13 protein-coding genes, 1 other RNA gene and 1 other annotated feature are annotated in these 17,535 nt (G+C 42.6%); of the genes, 3 read left to right on the forward strand and 11 right to left on the reverse strand.

Translation table 11 applies throughout. The annotated features are described in order from the left end of the window. Window positions 1-32: 32 nt before the first annotated feature. From ssrS to V5M37_RS22270, 4 genes are all read right to left on the reverse strand, one after another. Window positions 33-228: non-coding RNA, 6S RNA (gene ssrS, locus V5M37_RS22255), on the reverse strand. 67 nt (window positions 229-295) lie between these two features. Continuing rightward, complete coding sequence (aspS, locus tag V5M37_RS22260) at window positions 296-2,065, reverse strand: aspartate--tRNA ligase (RefSeq protein ID WP_423799181.1); 1,770 nt, start codon at window positions 2,063-2,065, stop codon at window positions 296-298. A 15-nt stretch (window positions 2,066-2,080) separates the two neighbouring features. Further along, window positions 2,081-3,352 (reverse strand): histidine--tRNA ligase, encoded by a 1,272-nt coding sequence (gene hisS, locus V5M37_RS22265; RefSeq protein ID WP_423799182.1) that lies wholly within the window; start codon window positions 3,350-3,352, stop codon window positions 2,081-2,083. 78 nt (window positions 3,353-3,430) lie between these two features. Next, window positions 3,431-3,670, reverse strand: a binding site (T-box leader). A gap of 63 nt (window positions 3,671-3,733) precedes the next feature. Beyond that, window positions 3,734-3,910: a hypothetical protein gene (locus tag V5M37_RS22270; protein WP_423799183.1), complete on the reverse strand. Its 177-nt coding sequence runs from the start codon at window positions 3,908-3,910 to the stop codon at window positions 3,734-3,736. 164 nt (window positions 3,911-4,074) lie between these two features. Between V5M37_RS22270 and V5M37_RS22275 the strand changes: the two genes are divergently transcribed. Next, a complete protein-coding gene (locus tag V5M37_RS22275) occupies window positions 4,075-5,862 on the forward strand; it encodes an SH3 domain-containing protein (RefSeq protein ID WP_423799184.1) in 1,788 nt (595 codons plus the stop codon). Window positions 5,863-5,905: 43 nt separating this feature from the next. On the opposite strand, the gene dtd is transcribed toward V5M37_RS22275, so the two are convergent. The 6 genes from dtd to V5M37_RS22305 form a co-directional block, all read right to left on the reverse strand. Further along, the gene (gene dtd / locus V5M37_RS22280; protein WP_423799185.1) at window positions 5,906-6,346 is read right to left on the reverse strand and encodes a D-aminoacyl-tRNA deacylase; all 441 of its coding nucleotides are present in this window, start codon (window positions 6,344-6,346) and stop codon (window positions 5,906-5,908) included. Window positions 6,347-6,359: 13 nt separating this feature from the next. Next, entirely contained in the window at window positions 6,360-8,555 is a 2,196-nt protein-coding gene (locus tag V5M37_RS22285) for a RelA/SpoT family protein (RefSeq protein WP_423799186.1), read from the reverse strand. A 254-nt stretch (window positions 8,556-8,809) separates the two neighbouring features. Continuing rightward, window positions 8,810-9,322: an adenine phosphoribosyltransferase gene (locus V5M37_RS22290; protein ID WP_423799187.1), complete on the reverse strand. Its 513-nt coding sequence runs from the start codon at window positions 9,320-9,322 to the stop codon at window positions 8,810-8,812. Then, complete coding sequence (recJ, locus tag V5M37_RS22295) at window positions 9,313-11,676, reverse strand: single-stranded-DNA-specific exonuclease RecJ (RefSeq protein ID WP_423799188.1); 2,364 nt, start codon at window positions 11,674-11,676, stop codon at window positions 9,313-9,315. The genes V5M37_RS22290 and recJ overlap by 10 nt, the downstream gene beginning before the upstream one ends. Before the next feature lie 113 nt (window positions 11,677-11,789). Continuing rightward, window positions 11,790-14,051: a protein translocase subunit SecDF gene (gene secDF, locus V5M37_RS22300; protein WP_423799189.1), complete on the reverse strand. Its 2,262-nt coding sequence runs from the start codon at window positions 14,049-14,051 to the stop codon at window positions 11,790-11,792. A gap of 130 nt (window positions 14,052-14,181) precedes the next feature. Further along, window positions 14,182-14,466 (reverse strand): post-transcriptional regulator, encoded by a 285-nt coding sequence (locus V5M37_RS22305; protein ID WP_423799190.1) that lies wholly within the window; start codon window positions 14,464-14,466, stop codon window positions 14,182-14,184. A gap of 128 nt (window positions 14,467-14,594) precedes the next feature. On the opposite strand from V5M37_RS22305, the gene spoVB reads away from it, so the two are divergent. After that, a complete protein-coding gene (spoVB, locus tag V5M37_RS22310) occupies window positions 14,595-16,148 on the forward strand; it encodes a stage V sporulation protein B (protein ID WP_423799191.1) in 1,554 nt (517 codons plus the stop codon). A 95-nt stretch (window positions 16,149-16,243) separates the two neighbouring features. Here the strand turns inward: spoVB and V5M37_RS22315 are convergent, their stop codons facing one another. Next, complete coding sequence (locus V5M37_RS22315) at window positions 16,244-16,906, reverse strand: DUF421 domain-containing protein (protein ID WP_423799192.1); 663 nt, start codon at window positions 16,904-16,906, stop codon at window positions 16,244-16,246. 264 nt (window positions 16,907-17,170) lie between these two features. Here V5M37_RS22315 and V5M37_RS22320 point away from each other — a divergent pair, with 264 nt between their 5' ends. After that, complete coding sequence (locus V5M37_RS22320; protein WP_423802667.1) at window positions 17,171-17,530, forward strand: TIGR04086 family membrane protein; 360 nt, start codon at window positions 17,171-17,173, stop codon at window positions 17,528-17,530. Window positions 17,531-17,535 lie beyond the last annotated feature (5 nt).

Here is a 17,535-nt window from a genome sequence, read left to right on the forward strand (position 1 = left end):
TCACTGACAGAAGGTGTGTTTGCGAAAAAACGAAGAGTCCCAATGGTGCCGTCGCTTTTGATCCTTCGTTTTGATCCCGCACTCAGCAGGGGGGTGTCCTGTCCCCGATTTTGTAAGTCCCCTTATTCGCTTGGAATGAGGCATTTACGCATTCAGAAAACTCCGGACTCCCAAATAAACAATGTTCGGTCAAAACTTCAGGTAACACAACGTACATTTCAGGACTCTTCTTGATTGACTTAATCATAGCATATTTTCAAAGCACCTTCAAGGTGACCATGTGAGCTAATGCCTGCTATTTATTAATTTTTAGTGACAAATTTAGTTCCTGTAATTGGGCATCGGAAACCTCGCTTGGTGCTGCCATTAACAAGTCGCTTGCGCTTGCAGTCTTAGGGAATGCAATCGTATCGCGAAGGTTGGTGCTGCCAGCTAACAGCATAACCAATCTGTCGAGCCCAAGAGCGATTCCGCCATGCGGTGGTGTACCGTATTCAAAAGCATTCAGCAGGAAGCCAAATTGTTCTTTGGCCTGTTCAGGCGTAAAACCAAGAACACTGAACATTTTCTCCTGAATATCCCGTTCAAATATTCTTAACGATCCGCCGCCTAGCTCATAGCCGTTTAATACAAGGTCATAGGCTTGGGCGCGAACCTTGGAAGGATCAGTATCTAAGTACTCCAGATCTTCTCTGACAGGCATTGTGAACGGATGATGGGCAGCATAATAACGTCCATCTTCTTCTGAGAATTCAAGCAGCGGCCAGTCTGTCACCCATAAGAAATTGAAACGGCTTTGGTCGATTAGCTCTAATTCCTTGCCAAGCTTTAACCGTAAAGCTCCCAGCGCGTCAGCTACTACACTCTTTTTATCAGCTACAAACAGCAGCAGGTCGCCTTCAGAAGCTTCCAGTGTAGCTTTCAGGGCTGCAGCATCATCTTCAGAGAAGAACTTTGAAATCGGTCCTTTTAGTCCATCTGCTTCTGCTTTTAGCCAAGCCAGACCTTTCGCACCATAAACAGCCACAAAATCGGTCAGGGCATCGATATCTTTTCGGGAGTATTGAGCCGCTGCGCCTTTTACATTAATCGCCTTCACTTGTCCGCCGCTCGAAACGGCAGAAGCAAATACCTTAAAGCCAGATTCCTTTACAATTTCCGAAACATCGACTAGCTCCAATCCAAAGCGGGTATCAGGCTTATCTGAACCGTAACGACTCATTGCCTCGTCATAGCCCATACGCGGGAATGGCGCTGCCACCTCTACACCTTTTACTTCCTTCATCAGTTTGGACATCATTTTTTCCATCAAGGCCATTATGTCCTCTTGACTTAAAAAGCTTGTTTCAATATCGATTTGGGTGAATTCCGGCTGACGGTCTGCACGCAGGTCTTCGTCGCGGAAGCAGCGGGCAATTTGATAGTAGCGTTCTACGCCGCCAACCATCAATAATTGCTTAAACAGCTGCGGTGATTGCGGCAGTGCGTAGAATTCACCAGGATGCACGCGGCTTGGAACTAAATAGTCACGGGCTCCTTCTGGTGTACTTTTGGTCAAAATCGGTGTTTCAATATCCAAAAAGCCTTCCCCATCAAGGAAGTTCCTGATTTCTTTTGTCACTTGGTGACGCATCTTTAATGTTTCAAAAATGACCGGACGGCGGAAGTCCAAATAACGGTATTTCAGGCGGACATCCTCAGAAGCGTCGGTCCTGTCAGAAATGGTAAATGGAGGTGTTTTTGCCTCGTTAATGATCGTTACCTGTTCTGCTTGAACTTCAATTTTTCCTGTTTTAAGATTTTCATTAATGGTTCCAGGTTCGCGGGCAATGACTGTGCCGACTATATCAAGAACATATTCATTACGGATTTTTTCCGCTGTTTCTAAAGCTTCTTTTGAAACATCCGGATTGAAAACAATCTGAACAATGCCGGATCTGTCGCGCAAATCGATAAATATTAATCCGCCCAGGTCGCGTCTTCTTTGAACCCATCCCTTTAACGTTACTTTTTCCCCAACTGCGGTCTCTGGAACTTCGCCGCAAAAATACGATCTCCCAAACATGCTAAAAATCCTCCTTTATGCTTTTAAACCTTGAAAATAGTTGACGAGGGAATTCAGTTCAACCTCCACTTGTTCGCCTGTCTCCATATTTTTTACATTAATTTTATTGTTTTTTAATTCATCATCGCCAAGAACAGCTACATAACGCGCCTGTAAGCGGTCAGCTGCCTTGAACTGGGCTTTAATTTTTCGATTTAAATAATCCCGCTCTGCGGAAAAACCAGCCAAACGAAGCTGCTGCAGGAGGCCGACAGTGTAATCCTTTGCTTCCTCTCCAAGTGCGGCAAGGTAGCAATCAATCCCTTGATTGATTTCCATTTCAATGCCTTCTGCTTTAAGAGCGGCAATGAAACGCTCAATACTTAAAGCAAAACCGATGCCCGGTGTTTCTGGACCGCCGATTTCTTCGACCAGCCCGTTATAGCGGCCGCCCCCGCAGAGTGTCGTAATGGCACCAAAGCCCTCGGCATTACTCATAATTTCAAAGGCGGTGTGGTTGTAATAATCCAGACCACGGACAAGGTTTGGATCAACCTCAAATTCAATATCAAGCTGGGTTAAATACTGCTGGACTTTTCCAAAATAAGCTTTAGATTCTTCATTGAGATAATCAATAATGGACGGTGCCGTCTGCATTAGCTCATGGTCGCGGTCCTGCTTGCAATCCAAAATTCGAAGCGGATTTTTTTCCAAACGGTTTTGACAGTCCGAACAAAACTCACCGATTCTTGGTTTGAAATGATTGATTAGCGCTTCACGGTGCGCATTTCGGCTGTCCTTGTCACCAAGGCTGTTAATGATCAGCTTCAGCTTTGATAAACCCATTTCTTTATATAGATTCATCGCAAGCGAAATGACTTCCGCATCAATCGCGGGGTCGTTGCTGCCTAATGCTTCAACGCCAAATTGGACGAATTGGCGGAAACGGCCAGATTGGGGACGTTCGTATCGAAACATCGGCCCCATATAATAAAGCTTGATCGGCTGCCCTGGAAGCCCAAACATCTTTTTCTCCACAAATGCCCGTACAGTGGATGCTGTTCCTTCCGGTCTTAAAGTAATGCTGCGGCCGCCCTTGTCTTCAAATGTATACATCTCCTTTTGAACGATATCGGTGGTGTCACCGACACCTCTGGAAAAAAGGTCCGTGTGTTCAAAAATAGGAGTTCGGATTTCCTGGTATTGATATTTTTCACAAAGTTCTCTAGCCTTCTCTTCAATCATCTGCCATAGCTCTACTTCTCCTGGCAATATGTCTTGGGTTCCTCTTGGTATGTTTATTGACATGCCAATGACCTCCTTAAATACGTATTTATGTATGGCGGTTCAAAACAAAATAAAAAAACTCCCATCCCTTGTATTAAAACAAGGGACGGAAGTTTATTCCGCGGTGCCACCCTAGTTGAAGCGCGCTTAAGTTCAGCGGCTTCCTCTCAAACAGTTAACGCCTGCCACGTTCTTCTCCTAATAGAGGAATACCCTTTTTCAGAGAGAAACCTACGGAGTGTTCATTCATTAAGATTCATGCAAAAATGCTTTCAGCCCAGGGCATTTTCTCTCTTTTCATGGATTGTCTTAACTACTATGCTCCATCATTGGTTTTATGCAAATAATATTTTGATTATTTAATAATAATACGGAGCAACAGCAACTTTTGTCAAGCAAGTTTTAAGATCGCTCCAAACGTTTTTTTAGCTTTCTTACATCCCTCATCGTTAATCCAAATTCAGATGCAAGCTCATAGGAACCAGAATGCTGTTCTTTTTCAATAAAATCATGGAAATCCATACCGAACAGCCGGCCATTCATTGATTGGATGTCCATTCCCTTGTCACTTGACCGCATCGCAAATCCCCCCTGTTAAACTTCCTTTTGTGTTTATTCTTTCCATCTCGGGAGAAAAAATTTCATCACTTTTTATTTTTTAATAAAGCTTGTCCAAAAATGACCATTTAAGGAATGATTTTCAGTATATTTTACGTTAAAATAAAATGGTAAAGGAGGAAGATATGCACAAAAAGTTTAGTCTGCTATTATTATCTATCATTCTTTTTTTGGGAGCCTTCCTGCCTGAAGGAAAAAGCAGCGCTGCAAGCGGCAGCGTATCGATTGCCGTGGATTCGCTTAATGTTCGCACCGGACCCGGTTTAAGCTATCCATTATTGAAGCAAGTGAACCGCGGCGAAACATTTCCAATCGTAAAAGAACAAGGAGAATGGATACAAATTCAAGTTTCCTTTGCCAAAACAGGCTGGGTAGTCAATTGGCTCGTAACAAAGGATAATGAACAAACAGCCAAAGCCGTCTCCTCTTCCGGTCAATCTGCTGCAACTGCCAATTCCAGTCAATTAAGAATCCGAACCGGCCCAGGGACAAGCTTCCGCGTCATTGGTTCTTTAACAAAAGGTCAAGCAGTTAAGGTAATTGACCAAAATGAAAATTGGTACAAAATCTCCTCAATGTTCGGGGAGGGCTGGGTTGCGAAGGAATTTATTGATCTAAAAACAGCTGGTCAGCAGGAAAATAGTTCAACTACTAATGCGGGTAATAAAACAAGTACACGTGCCGGTGCCGATACGGGCAGTGTAATTGGCGACACGTTGAATGTAAGGCAGTCACCAGATGCAGCAAGTCCGGTTATCGGGAAACTGACAAAAGGGACAAGCGTGGCGATTTTATCCCAGCAAAATAAATGGGTACAGGTTAGCTATTTAAATGTGAAGGGCTGGGTCAGCGCTGAATTTATTAACCTTGATTCGGAGGTCTCAAAAGTTACAGCGAAAAGCAAGCAAACAACCGGAATGTCCGGTTTTGTTACCGCCGATAGTTTAAGAGTTCGCTCCGAGGCTACTTTAAATTCCTCAGTGATTGGAACTGTAACAAGAGGACAACGCTTTACTATCGTTGAAGAGAACAATAACTGGGCAAAAATAGAGTTAAAATCAGGCAGCTTCGGCTGGGTATCCGGGTTTTATCTGGATAAGAGCGGAACAAAGACCTCTTCGGATGCTGGACAAACTGTAAAGGAAAGTGCCATCACCATTCTGCAAAATGGAACTAACATCCGTAAATCGCCTAGCGTACAATCAGATGTAGTGGTGCGGGCAAATGAAGGTGAAGCTTATTCTGTCAACAGCGTGCAGAATGATTGGTATGAAATTAAACTGGAAGATGGAAATACTGCTTATGTAGCCGGCTGGGTGGTCTCGGCTAACGGCTCTGCACCGCAGATTGAGAGAGCAGGCGCAGAAGGCTATTTGAAAAATAAAACGATTGTCCTTGACCCAGGCCACGGCGGCGGCGACAATGGAACAACGGGAGCGAACGGGACATTAGAAAAGGATTTGACACTTAGGACTGCCCGTCTTTTATATGATAAATTGAAGGCAGCCGGAGCAAATGTCTATCTTACAAGAAACAATGATTCCTTTATTTCCCTGCAGTCTCGGGTTGGAATGGCCCATTCCTATAATGCGGATGCGTTCGTCAGTCTCCATTATGACAGTGACTTAGATCGAAGTGTGCGCGGAATGACAGGCTATTATTATCACGTTTATCAAAGAAATCTGGCTGACACCCTATACAACGCTGCGGTAGGACAAGCGAAACTGAAAAATCGCGGAGTTCGCATTGGCGATTATCATGTCATTCGGGAAAATAATCAAAAAGCTGTACTCATGGAGTTAGGTTATTTAAGCAACCCGGAAGAAGAAATGACTTTGAACTCCAGCACTTACCAAGAAAATGCTGCATCAGGTTTATACGAGGGACTTGCAAGATATTTTAAGTCAAATTAAAAGAGACTGACCAAGTCAGTCTCTTTTTAACGCTCTAAAGCAGTTATTTGCTTTCGACAATTAACGTTACCGGGCCGTCGTTTGTTAACTGCACATCCATCATAGCCCCGAATTGACCGGTTTCGACATGGACTCCTTTTTCACGTAATAAATGATTGAAGGTTTCATAAATTTCCACCGCATATTCGGGTCTCGCCGCTTTGATAAAGCTTGGCCGTCTTCCGTTGCTGCAATCCCCGTAAAGGGTAAATTGCGAAACGGACAAAATCTCCCCGCCAACATCCAGCAAGGACATGTTCATTTTTTCGTTCGCATCCTCAAAAATTCTTAAATTGACGATTTTATCTGCAAGATAAGCAGCATCCTCTATCTTATCGTCATGGGTGACTCCAACAAGCAGGACAAGACCTTTCTCAATCTGCCCAATCACCTCGCCACCCACCGTTACTTTGGCCGCCTTGCTACGTTGAACTACTATTCGCATCACAAAAACTCCTTTAATTCATCATCCGGCGAACCGAGTAAATATCGGAAATCTGTTTAATTCGGTCAACGACCTTTTGTAAATGAGCAACATTATGAATCGCAATGGACATGTTAATCATCGCCATCTTATTGCGGTCCGTTTTGCCGGATACGGCGGAGATATTGGTTTTCGTCTCGTTCACAGCCTGCAGAACCTCGTTTAACAGCCCTCTCCTGTCATAGCCGCTAATCTCGATATCGACATTGTATTCTTTCCGGTCATTTAAGGCGGATTCCCATTCTACCTGAATAAGTCTCGACTGGGCATCGCCGGTGTCAATATTCGTACAATCCGAACGGTGAACGGAAACGCCGCGCCCTTTCGTAATATAGCCGACAATTTCGTCCCCTGGAACAGGATTACAGCACCTGGACAAGCGGATTAGAAGATTATCAATGCCTTGGACACGGACTCCAGATTCGCGCTTTTTAGACTGCGGGAACGCCTTTAAATCAGTAATCGCATTCGCAAGGCTTGCTGACTGCTCCTGATCTCGTTTTTTGCGCCATTTTTCCGTTAAGCGGTTGGCCACCTGAAGCGCAGTTACCCCATTATAGCCGACAGCCGCATACATATCCTCTTCATTGGTAAAATTAAATTTTTCGGCTACTTTTTTAAGATTGTCTGGTGTTAAAATTTCTTTAATATCAAACTCCAAATTCCGGATTTCCTTTTCAACCAGCTCTTTGCCCTTGATGACATTTTCATCGCGGCGCTGCTTCTTAAAGAAAGCGCGAATCTTATTTTTCGCCTGAGATGTTTGCGCAAGCTTTAACCAGTCCTGACTCGGTCCATAGGAATGCTTGGAGGTTAGAATTTCAATGATGTCGCCCGTTTTCAGCCTGTAATCAAGCGTAACCATTTTGCCGTTCACTTTGGCTCCAATCGTCTTATTACCTATTTCTGAGTGAATCCGGTAAGCGAAGTCAATCGGAACAGAACCGGACGGCAATTCAATTACATCGCCCTTTGGTGTAAAAACAAACACCATATCAGAGAAGAGATCAATTTTTAATGATTCCATAAACTCTTCAGCATTAGCTGTATCGTTCTGGAACTCAAGAATCTCTCTAAACCACGTTAGCTTTTGTTCAAAGGAAGAACTATCGCTGAGGGATTTTCCCTCTTTATAGGCCCAGTGGGCGGCAACCCCGAACTCGGCGATGCGGTGCATTTCAGACGTACGAATCTGCACCTCAAGAGGATCGCCTTTTGGACCGATAACCGTGGTATGAAGGGACTGATACATATTCGGCTTTGGCATCGCAATATAATCCTTGAAACGCCCTGGCATCGGTTTCCAGCATGTATGAATAATCCCTAAAACGGCGTAGCAATCCTTTATGCTATTGACGACAATACGAACAGCGAGCAAATCATAAATTTCACTGAATTGCTTATTCTGCAAGGCCATTTTCCGATAAATGCTGTAAATATGCTTGGGACGTCCAGAAAGATCTGCTTTAATAGAGACATCAGAAAGGCGCGCCTTCACTTCGTCAATAACATCGTCAAGATATTGCTCCCGCTCCGCCCGCTTCTTCTTCATTAAGTTGACGATCCGGTAATATTGCTGCGGATTTAAATATCGTAATGCAGTATCCTCAAGCTCCCACTTAATTGTTGAAATACCAAGACGATGGGCTAAAGGGGCAAATATTTCAAGTGTCTCATTGGCAATCCGACGCTGCTTTTCTAACGGAAGATGCTTTAACGTCCGCATATTATGCAAACGGTCGGCAAGCTTAATAAGGATAACCCTGATGTCCTGTGCCATGGCCACGAACATTTTCCGATGGTTCTCCGCCTGCTGTTCCTCATGAGATTTATATTTAATTTTCCCCAGTTTCGTAACCCCATCGACAAGCATAGCCACTTCGGCATTAAAAGTATGTTCAATATCCTTCAAGGAAACATTCGTATCCTCAACGACGTCGTGAAGAAAACCTGCCGCCACCGTTGATGGATCCATTTCTAAATCAGCCAAAATGCCGGCGACCTGAATTGGATGGATAATATATGGCTCACCTGATTTACGATACTGATCACGATGAGCATGCTTAGCAAAATCATATGCCTTCTTGACTAATTCCACATGCTCTTCGTTTAAATATTTTCTTGTCTTGTCGATGACTTGGTCGGATGTTAACACTTGATCATTCGCCATGAAATCACCTTTTTTATTTTCCATCTCGTTTTATGAGCCATCAGCATTCTTTTTACAAATCTGACGAGCTTGTTGTTTCTCTATATGCCAAAAAACGGAATTTGTATTTTTATATAAATTCAATCTAGGAAAAATTGTTCCTAAATTAGAATGATTGTTACTATTATCGAAAAAAATAACCAAGATGTAAAGAGTTTAATCTTTTTTCATTATATAAAGAGAGCACTCATGCTTTCGAGTGCCCTCATGAAACGTTAATACTGCATTAATGTTAGTATATCATAATCATCAAGCTTGCTTCTGCCGTTTAGGTAAGTCAACTCGATAATAAAGGCGATTCCAGCCACTACACCGCCGAGCTGCTCAACCAGCTTAATCGTTGCATCAATCGTTCCGCCGGTTGCCAGCAAATCGTCCGTAATCAAGACACGCTGACCAGGTTTTATCGCATCTTTATGAATGGTTAAGACATCTGTCCCATATTCCAGTCCATAACTGACGTTAACTGTTTCACGAGGAAGCTTTCCTTCCTTACGAACTGGAGCAAAGCCCACTCCAAGAGAATACGCAACCGGGCAGCCAATGATGAAGCCGCGCGCTTCAGGTCCAACTATAATATCGATGTCCTTATCCTTGGCATAGGCGACGATTTGGTCTGTCGCATATTTATAGGCCTCGCCATCACCCATTAAAGGAGTAATATCTTTAAAAACAATACCTTGTTTTGGGTAATCCGGTACAATTGCCACAAACTTTGTTAAATCCATTCCTTTACTGCCTCCTCAATTACAACTGACTCACCAATAATCCCATCAAACCAGCCTTTTAATTCTTGATAGGATGAAAACAATAATTCCCTTTCAAGATCATATTGGTTCTTTTTCAATTGATAGGTTGGCGAATAAGTTAAATCGCGCTTTTGCGCTGACCGATTTAAAGTAATAAAACCATTATTTATTGTAACAAAATCCAATTCATAAAACACCTTTGACATAAAATTAATCGTTTCCTTTGACCAGCCGCGGCGCTTTGCGATATCGTCGCCATACCTTTTCAAATCAATAGGTCCATTTTTCAAAAGAAAAGCATAATACCATTTAAAATGTTCTCTTGTCGGTAAGGTGCTGAAAAAATCACTGGATTCTTTATAAAAATAAGCGTAAATCCTTCCAGGCTTATTCCCCTTTAACAATTCCGTTAAAAGCTCTTTTGAAGATGGAAAATCTGCTAGTATAATGTTACCTTCATAGCCATTAAATGCACTCGCTTCCATTGTGTCCCGGATCATAATGCTTTCCTGTTGAAGGTTTGGAGCAAGTTTTTCAAGATGGGATTGATTAAAAAAGATAATCTTCCTATTTTCTGCAGGCACCGTAGCAACAATGCTATTCAGCCGCTTTTGGCCGCGAAAATCAAACAGCTGCCACGACTGTACAGCAATGTCCTGTACCATGATTTGCGGTTTACGTATATTGTTCCATTCATTAATCGATAATTCACCAATTAACGAAATTTTAGCCGATGGAGAAATCTCATCAACAATGGAACCCAAACCGAAGCCTACCCCATCAAGATTGGCGTCATTTTCACTAAGCGATAGTTTCAGATGATTTTGCTCGCTGCCGATTTTTCTGATACTGGCAACATCCACCTGATTGATTAACACCTTTGGTTTGGAGTTATCCATTCCGAATGGTGACAGCAGGTTCATTTCTTCCAAGGAGGTTAAATGAATATCCTCTAGATGAACCTTTTCATCAAGAAAGGTTACCGGAATAAAATCCTCGTCCGTTAGGAGGTCATCGGCTAACTTATTTAAGCGCGCCCTTAGGATTGGTACGTCATCAATTTTCAGTGTCATTCCTGCAGCCATGGGATGTCCGCCAAAATGAGGCAGGATTTCCCTGCAAGTTGATAAATTATGAAAAAGATCAAAACCGGGAATACTGCGTGCCGAGCCCTTTGCCAGCCCTTTTTCATGGTCAAAACTTAGCACGATTGTCGGGCGGTAATATTTTTCAACCAGTCTCGAGGCGACGATCCCAATGACACCGGCATTCCAGCCTTCCTTGCCAATCACCAAAACCTTGTTGGCCTCAATCGGGAAATTCTTTTCAACTTCCTCAATTGCCTCTTCCGTTATTGTGTTAACGATAGATTGCCGCGTTTTATTGAGGGAATCCATCTCAGCGGCTAATTCCTCTGCCTCCATAGGGTCATCGGTAAGAAGGAGACGGACCGCCAAATCGGCATCCTCAAGCCTGCCTACGGCATTGATACGAGGTGCGAGTGTAAAACCAATGGTTTCTTCATTTATTGTTTGCAAATTAACACCAGCGATTTTAAAAATGGCCCGCAAACCAATGTTCTCAGTGACTTTCAATCTTTCTAGGCCCTTTTTGGCAATCAGCCGGTTTTCGTCTTTTAAAGAGACTAAATCGGCAATTGTACCAATCACCGCAATTTCAAACAAATGCTCAGGCACTTTTCCATATAAAGCGTGGGCTAATTTAAAGGCAACCCCCACACCAGCAAGTTCGCGAAACGGGTAAATGCTGTCAGGCAGCTTTGGATGAATAATCGCCAAAGCTTCCGGCAAAACAGGCCCTGGTTCATGGTGGTCCGTAATGATTAAATCCACACCCAATTCCTTTGCCACCGCCGCTTCATGAATAGCGGCAATTCCGGTATCTACGGTAATAATCAACTTTATTCCCGCTTCCGCTGCATGGCGAAATGCAGGCTCATTAGGGCCATAGCCTTCTGTAAAACGGTTTGGAATATAAAATTGGACGTCTGCCCCTAAATCTCTGAGTGTAATCATTAACACGGATGTACTACTGACACCATCCGCATCGTAATCGCCAAATATAAGAATCGGTTCCTTCCGTTCGATTGCTTCACGAATACGTTTAACAGCGATATCCATCCCTTTTAACAAATAGGGATCGTGGAAGTCATCTTTTCCAAATAAAAAATACCGTGCAGAATCAACGGTATCTAATCCGCGGTTAACAAGCAGCGAAGCCACTAGAGGTGTAATTTTCAACTCGTTTTCCAGTTCTTTTACTAGAGTCGGATCTGATTCACGAACAATCCATCTTGTTTTAGACTTTAACATGTAGAAGTTCACCCCTTTAGACCTTCTTATTATACAGGAGCATGAGGTCCCTTTCAATGATGGATATATTAGCCAAAATAAAACCGCAGCCTGGGCTGCGGTTTTGTTTTTTATTATACTTGCGGCTGATCCGAATACTTTCTTTTTTCTTTAACGGTTTTGATAACGCCTTTCTTTTTAAGCTCACGCGTCTTAAAGACGTACCATAATGGACCGGCGACACAAATGGATGAATACACACCAGTGATTAAGCCGACAAACAAGGCGATCGAGAAGTTCTGAATGGACGGACTGCCAAAGATAATCATCGCAACAACTGTTACTAATACGGTAAAGACTGTATTAACAGAGCGCGTCAATGTCTGTCTGATACTTACGTTAAGTACATCGGCAATATCTTGATTCGTTTTAAGACGCTTCTTCTTCTGCATGTTTTCACGCATTCGGTCGAACGTCACTATTGTATCGTTAATCGAATAACCGACAATCGTTAAGACGGCAGCGATGAACGTTAAGTCGACCTCCAGTCTTGTGATGCTGAAGAAAGCAACCATGAAGAAGGCATCATGCAATAAGGAAACAATCGCGGAAACAGCCATCGCCCATTCAAACCGAATCGTAACGTAAAGAATAATTCCAATTGAAGCGATAATCAAGGAAATAAACGCATTCTTTGCCAGTTCTTTACCGACCGTCGGCGAGACGGTGCTGACGTTTGGCTCTGACCCGAATTCCTGCTTGAAGTCTGATTTCAACTTAGCAATTTCATCTTTGGATAAAACATCCTTCGTACGAGCAGATGCAATTTCCTTTTTATCACCGGAAATCACAATATCATCCGGTGTAATATGATGCTTGTTTAAGGCCGTTTCGACCGTTTGGGTTGTTAAAGGGTTATTAGATAAGACTTCAATCCTGGTTCCTTTTGAAAAGTCAATTGACAAATTCAAACGGAACACAAGGAGCAGCACTAAACCGACGGTTAGCAGCGCTCCGGAAATAATGAAGAACACCCTTCTTCCTTTAACAAAATCCAGCTTATCAAATCGTGTTGGCAAATCCAATGTATCAAAGTTTTCGGCAATATCCTTAATCGCAGACTTCTTAACAGCAAACCAGCCCGGCTTTTTATTCAAGAAACCGCTGTTTACCCAGAATCCTAAGAATAAACGGGACGCGAAAACGGCTGTCACAAAGCTTAGCAGGATACTCACCAATAACATCGTAGCAAAGCCTTTAACCGAGCTTGTACCATAGAAGAACAGCACGCCGGCGGCCAAAATCGTTGTCAGGTTGGCATCAAGAATCGATGAAAAGGAGTTCTTACTTCCTGCTTGGAACGCGGATTTAATGGATTTACCAACCTTAATTTCTTCCCGTATCCTCTCATATGTGATGATGTTGGCGTCGACAGCCATCCCCACCCCGAGGATTAAGGCGGCAATACCCGGCAGCGTCAACACTCCGTTCATCCAGTCAAAGATGAGTAAAACGAGATAAATATATAGAGATAATGTAATTGTTGCAATGAATCCAGGGAAGCGATAATACACAAGCATGAAAAGATAAATAATAGCGATACCGATAATACCGGCCAGAATGGTTTCATTCAATGCCTGCTCACCAAAACTAGCTCCGACAGATGTAGAATAAACTTCCTTCAGTTTTACAGGTAGAGCACCGGCATTTAAAAGTGAAGCTAATGTTTGTGCTTCCTCAGCAGTAAAGTTACCGACGATAGAAACAGTATTCTGGTTAAAGACTTGGTTTACTGTTGGAGCAGATAAATATTTAGGGTCTTGCTTTGCTGCTTCTGCTTTAAAGGAATCTTTTCCTTCGATAAAATCAAGCCAAATGACTAAAACATTTGGAGACGAGTTGACAATTTCCTGCGTCACTGTTTTGAACTTATCAGCGCTTTTTAACGTTAACGAAACACTTGGTTTACCATTTTCGTCAAAAGTTTGCTTCGCTCCGCCTTCTTTTAAATCAGTACCGTCCATCATTAGGCGGTCATTGGCATCACGGAAGGAAAGATTTGCTTGGGTAGACAAAATTTCCCGCGCTTGATTTTGATCTTCGACACCGGCAAGCTGAACCCGGATTCGATTTGTCCCTTCAATTTGAATGTTTGGCTCGCTGACCCCGAGGACGTTAATCCGCTTATCGAGCGCTTTAGCCGTACTGGCCAAGATATCTTTGTCAATTTTCTGGCCTTTTTTCGCCGGCTGCACCTCATATAGAACCTCAAAACCACCTTGCAGGTCCAAGCCAAGCTTAATGTTGTTCAAAATTCCTTTTACTGTTACTCCCATCGTACTTCCTAATAACACAACTATTAGAAGGAAGGCCAAAATTCGACTGCGTTTCACCATTATGTATTGTTCCTCCTTAAATAAAACAAAAGCACCGTTTGCTTTTTCTTAGTCCAATACTGTCCAAAATCACTTCCTTCATTATGGAATATGTCAACAGCACTGTCAATTTAGAAAAAGATAGATAAGACTATTTTAAAAGCTCTTTCCATTCCTCTTCATCTTCAAGAGAGAATTCGGCAGTTTTATATGTTTCAATCGTTGCAAAGCTGATGAAATCACTTACCTTAATGGAGAGAATATCCTGGATGATTTCGTAAAGCTTCTTTTCATCCGTTACCTTTCTCCACTTTTTTTTGGTCAGGTATTCCCAGAGCTCTGATTCGCTGACTGAATCATAACCCAGCAAACGAAATTCTTCCAGTTTGCTCACCATAGCAGGTTTTACTTGAGTACGAAATTGCCCATAATCCATCTTCATTGCCCCCCGAAAGAAGTATCCATAAATTAAACTGCCGTATAAATGCTTGTCATGCTTTGTCCACCATATCGCATATAGATAATTGTATATGATATCGCCTATTTTGAGAAGGTGGGAAGAGTATGTCAAAGTTTTTAAAGGGGACTTTCATCCTATTAGTTGCCGGATTGATTACGAGAGTCCTTGGTTTCATTTATCGGATTGTCCTGGCGCGCAGCATTGGTGAAGAAGGCGTCGGCTTATATATGATGGCATATCCTACATTTATCCTTGTGGTGACGATTGTACAGCTTGGGTTACCGGTGGCTATTTCGAAAAATATCGCTGAGGCGGAGGCAAAAGGAGATCACGCCGAAATTAAAAAAATTCTTGTTGTCTCCCTTGCCACAACGATTACACTGTCCATCATTATAACGCCTGCATTATTATTACTGGCACCAGTTTTGTCAACAACACTTTTTACCGACCCAAGAACCTATTATCCTTTGATGGCGATTGCACCGGCGGTTCCCATTATTGCTATCTCTTCTGTGTTAAGAGGATACTTCCAAGGAAGACAGAACATGCGGCCATCAGCTGTATCGCAAATTTTGGAACAGCTTGTGCGGATCACCTTAATTGCCGTTATGACCAAAGCCTTTCTCCCTTATGGAGTCGAATATGCGGCGGCGGCGGCGATGGCGGCTTCCGTTTTAGGTGAGGTAGTTTCTCTTATTTACTTAATGACAACCTTTAAATTTAAAAAACGTTTCAGGCTGCGCAAGAATTTTTTCCAGTTTGTCCATAAGGGGAAACAAACCTTTAAAGATTTGATGGAGATTGCGATTCCGACAATGGGAAGCCGAATGATTGGGTCAGTTTCGTGGTTCTTTGAGCCAATTGTGGTCGTTCACAGCCTGGCAATTGCGGGTGTGATGGCGGTTGATGCGACAAAACAATACGGCGCCCTGACAGGTTATGCAATGCCGCTGTTGATGCTTCCTTCTTTTGTGACTTTCTCGTTGGCTACCTCCCTTGTGCCAGCCATCAGCGAAGCGAATTCGCAGAAAAACTATAAATTAATAGAGTACAGGCTCCAGCAGGCATTAAGATTGACTTTTTTGACAGGCGGACTTGCGGTCATTGTGCTTTATGTGTTAGCTGATCCTCTGATGCAATTGATGTATGGTTCCACAAAGGGGGCTTATTTTATCCGGCTGATGGCGCCATTCTTTTTGTTTTATTATTATCAAGGCCCGCTTCAGGCCGTCCTTCAAGCATTAAATTTAGCAAGAGCGGCAATGATTAATAGTTTAATCGGGGCGATTGTGAAAACGGCCGTCATCTTTATCCTTGCTGCTCAGCCTGCCTTCGGAATAACCGGAGCTGCGCTAGGGATTATCGTAGGCTTTGTCGCTGTTACCCTCCTTCACTTTGCGACGGTTTTAAAAAGGATTTCCTTTCCCTTTTATATCCGCGACTACTTAAAAGGATTTTTGGTAATGGGGGCATCAGGCTGGCTGGGATTCTGGCTATTTGACAACATGCTTTTATCAGAACCTTTAGCTGTGAGAGTTCTGGCCGCTTTATTCGCGATGAGTATATCCTATTGTTTGATGCTTTTATTATTAGGTCTAATTAAAAAAGATGAACTGCAAAGAATTCCATGGATTAAAAAATTTTTTATAGCAAAATAAATGAAAACTCGCCGATTGGCGGGTCCGATAGGACGGTTCATGAGGCGTAGTTGAATTTATGCGTTAAGAAGACACGCACATATCTTGGCGTGTCTTTATTCTTCGTCTAATAAATCGATAAAAAACTTTCCGTTTTCATAACTGCAGAAGGAAATTTTTTTAATGTCACGGTACCCCTTTTTCTTTAATTCCTGACGAAGCCAGAGATTTGTTTTGTTTATTTTTTTTAGGTTCTCCTCATCAATCGTCCCATCCATAATTAATGGAATGGTGATATCGCCATTTTTCGGCTCGTTCTGACTTCCCTTCTGTCTTTCAATTACGGACAGGCTTCCAGATGACTCTAAAATAGCAAACTCAACATCTGCAATGCTGCGAATGTCCTTCTCTCTTAATTGGGTCAATAAATCATCAAAATTATAGCGCTGCTTCCGCATTGCATCCTCGTCTACCTTCCCTCTGTTAATGATAACAGTCGGCTTTCCATCGACCATATCGCGGAACCTTTTACTTTTTAAGGAAAGAAGCGCCATTACAATTTGGATAATCATGAGCAAGAACATCGGCAAAACAGCATGAAATAATTTAACGCTTGGTCTTTCGATTGCGACAACGGCCAATTCACCAATCATGATAAAGACAACAAGATCAAGAATACTAAGTTCCCCAATTTCCCGTTTTCCCATAGAGCGAAAAATAACAAGAATAACAGCATATAAAAAAAGAGTCCTAAAAAGTATCGTTAGAAAATCTTCCACCCTATTGTCGCTCCTTTAATTGCATTCCATTATATTGTTTGCCCCTAAGGAAAAAATCATGAAAGGAATAATATCCCAGATGTGCTTTTTAGGAATAAACGAAAATTTAATTCTACTTTGCCGACCTTCTGAATACGCTTGTACTAGGAAGAAAACTGTATTCCGGGCCTTCGCGAATAAAATATCGAAAATAAATTAAATTTAGCCCGGCAGGAACAAAAGGGGGAGAGAGCCATCGAATCAAAGAGCTTTGGTACAGCCATACTGTACGGATTAATTTTTATTTTCGCTTTTGCAAGCATTGCCAGCCTTATTTTTTCCTTTGTGTTAAGATTCACGTCCGCCCAGGAGTCAACGCTTCAATATGTGGTAACGGCCCTATCATTTATTGGCTTGTTTGGGGGAGGGTTTCTGTCCGGCGGCAAGCGGAAAGAAAAAGGCTGGCTGATCGGCGGCGTTACTGGTCTGATTTACTCACTAATCGTCTTTTTATTTCAATACCTCGGTTATGACCGGCTGTTTTCTGCTGAGCAAGTAATCTATCATACCTGCTATACATTAATTTCAATGATGGGCGGAATTTTAGGAGTTAATCTTGCAACCAATAATTCAAGAACTGCGTAAAATAC

It is taken from the genome of Neobacillus sp. SAB-20_R2A, from assembly GCF_049568635.1.
Taxonomy (GTDB): Bacteria; Bacillota; Bacilli; order Bacillales; family Cytobacillaceae; genus Neobacillus; species Neobacillus citreus.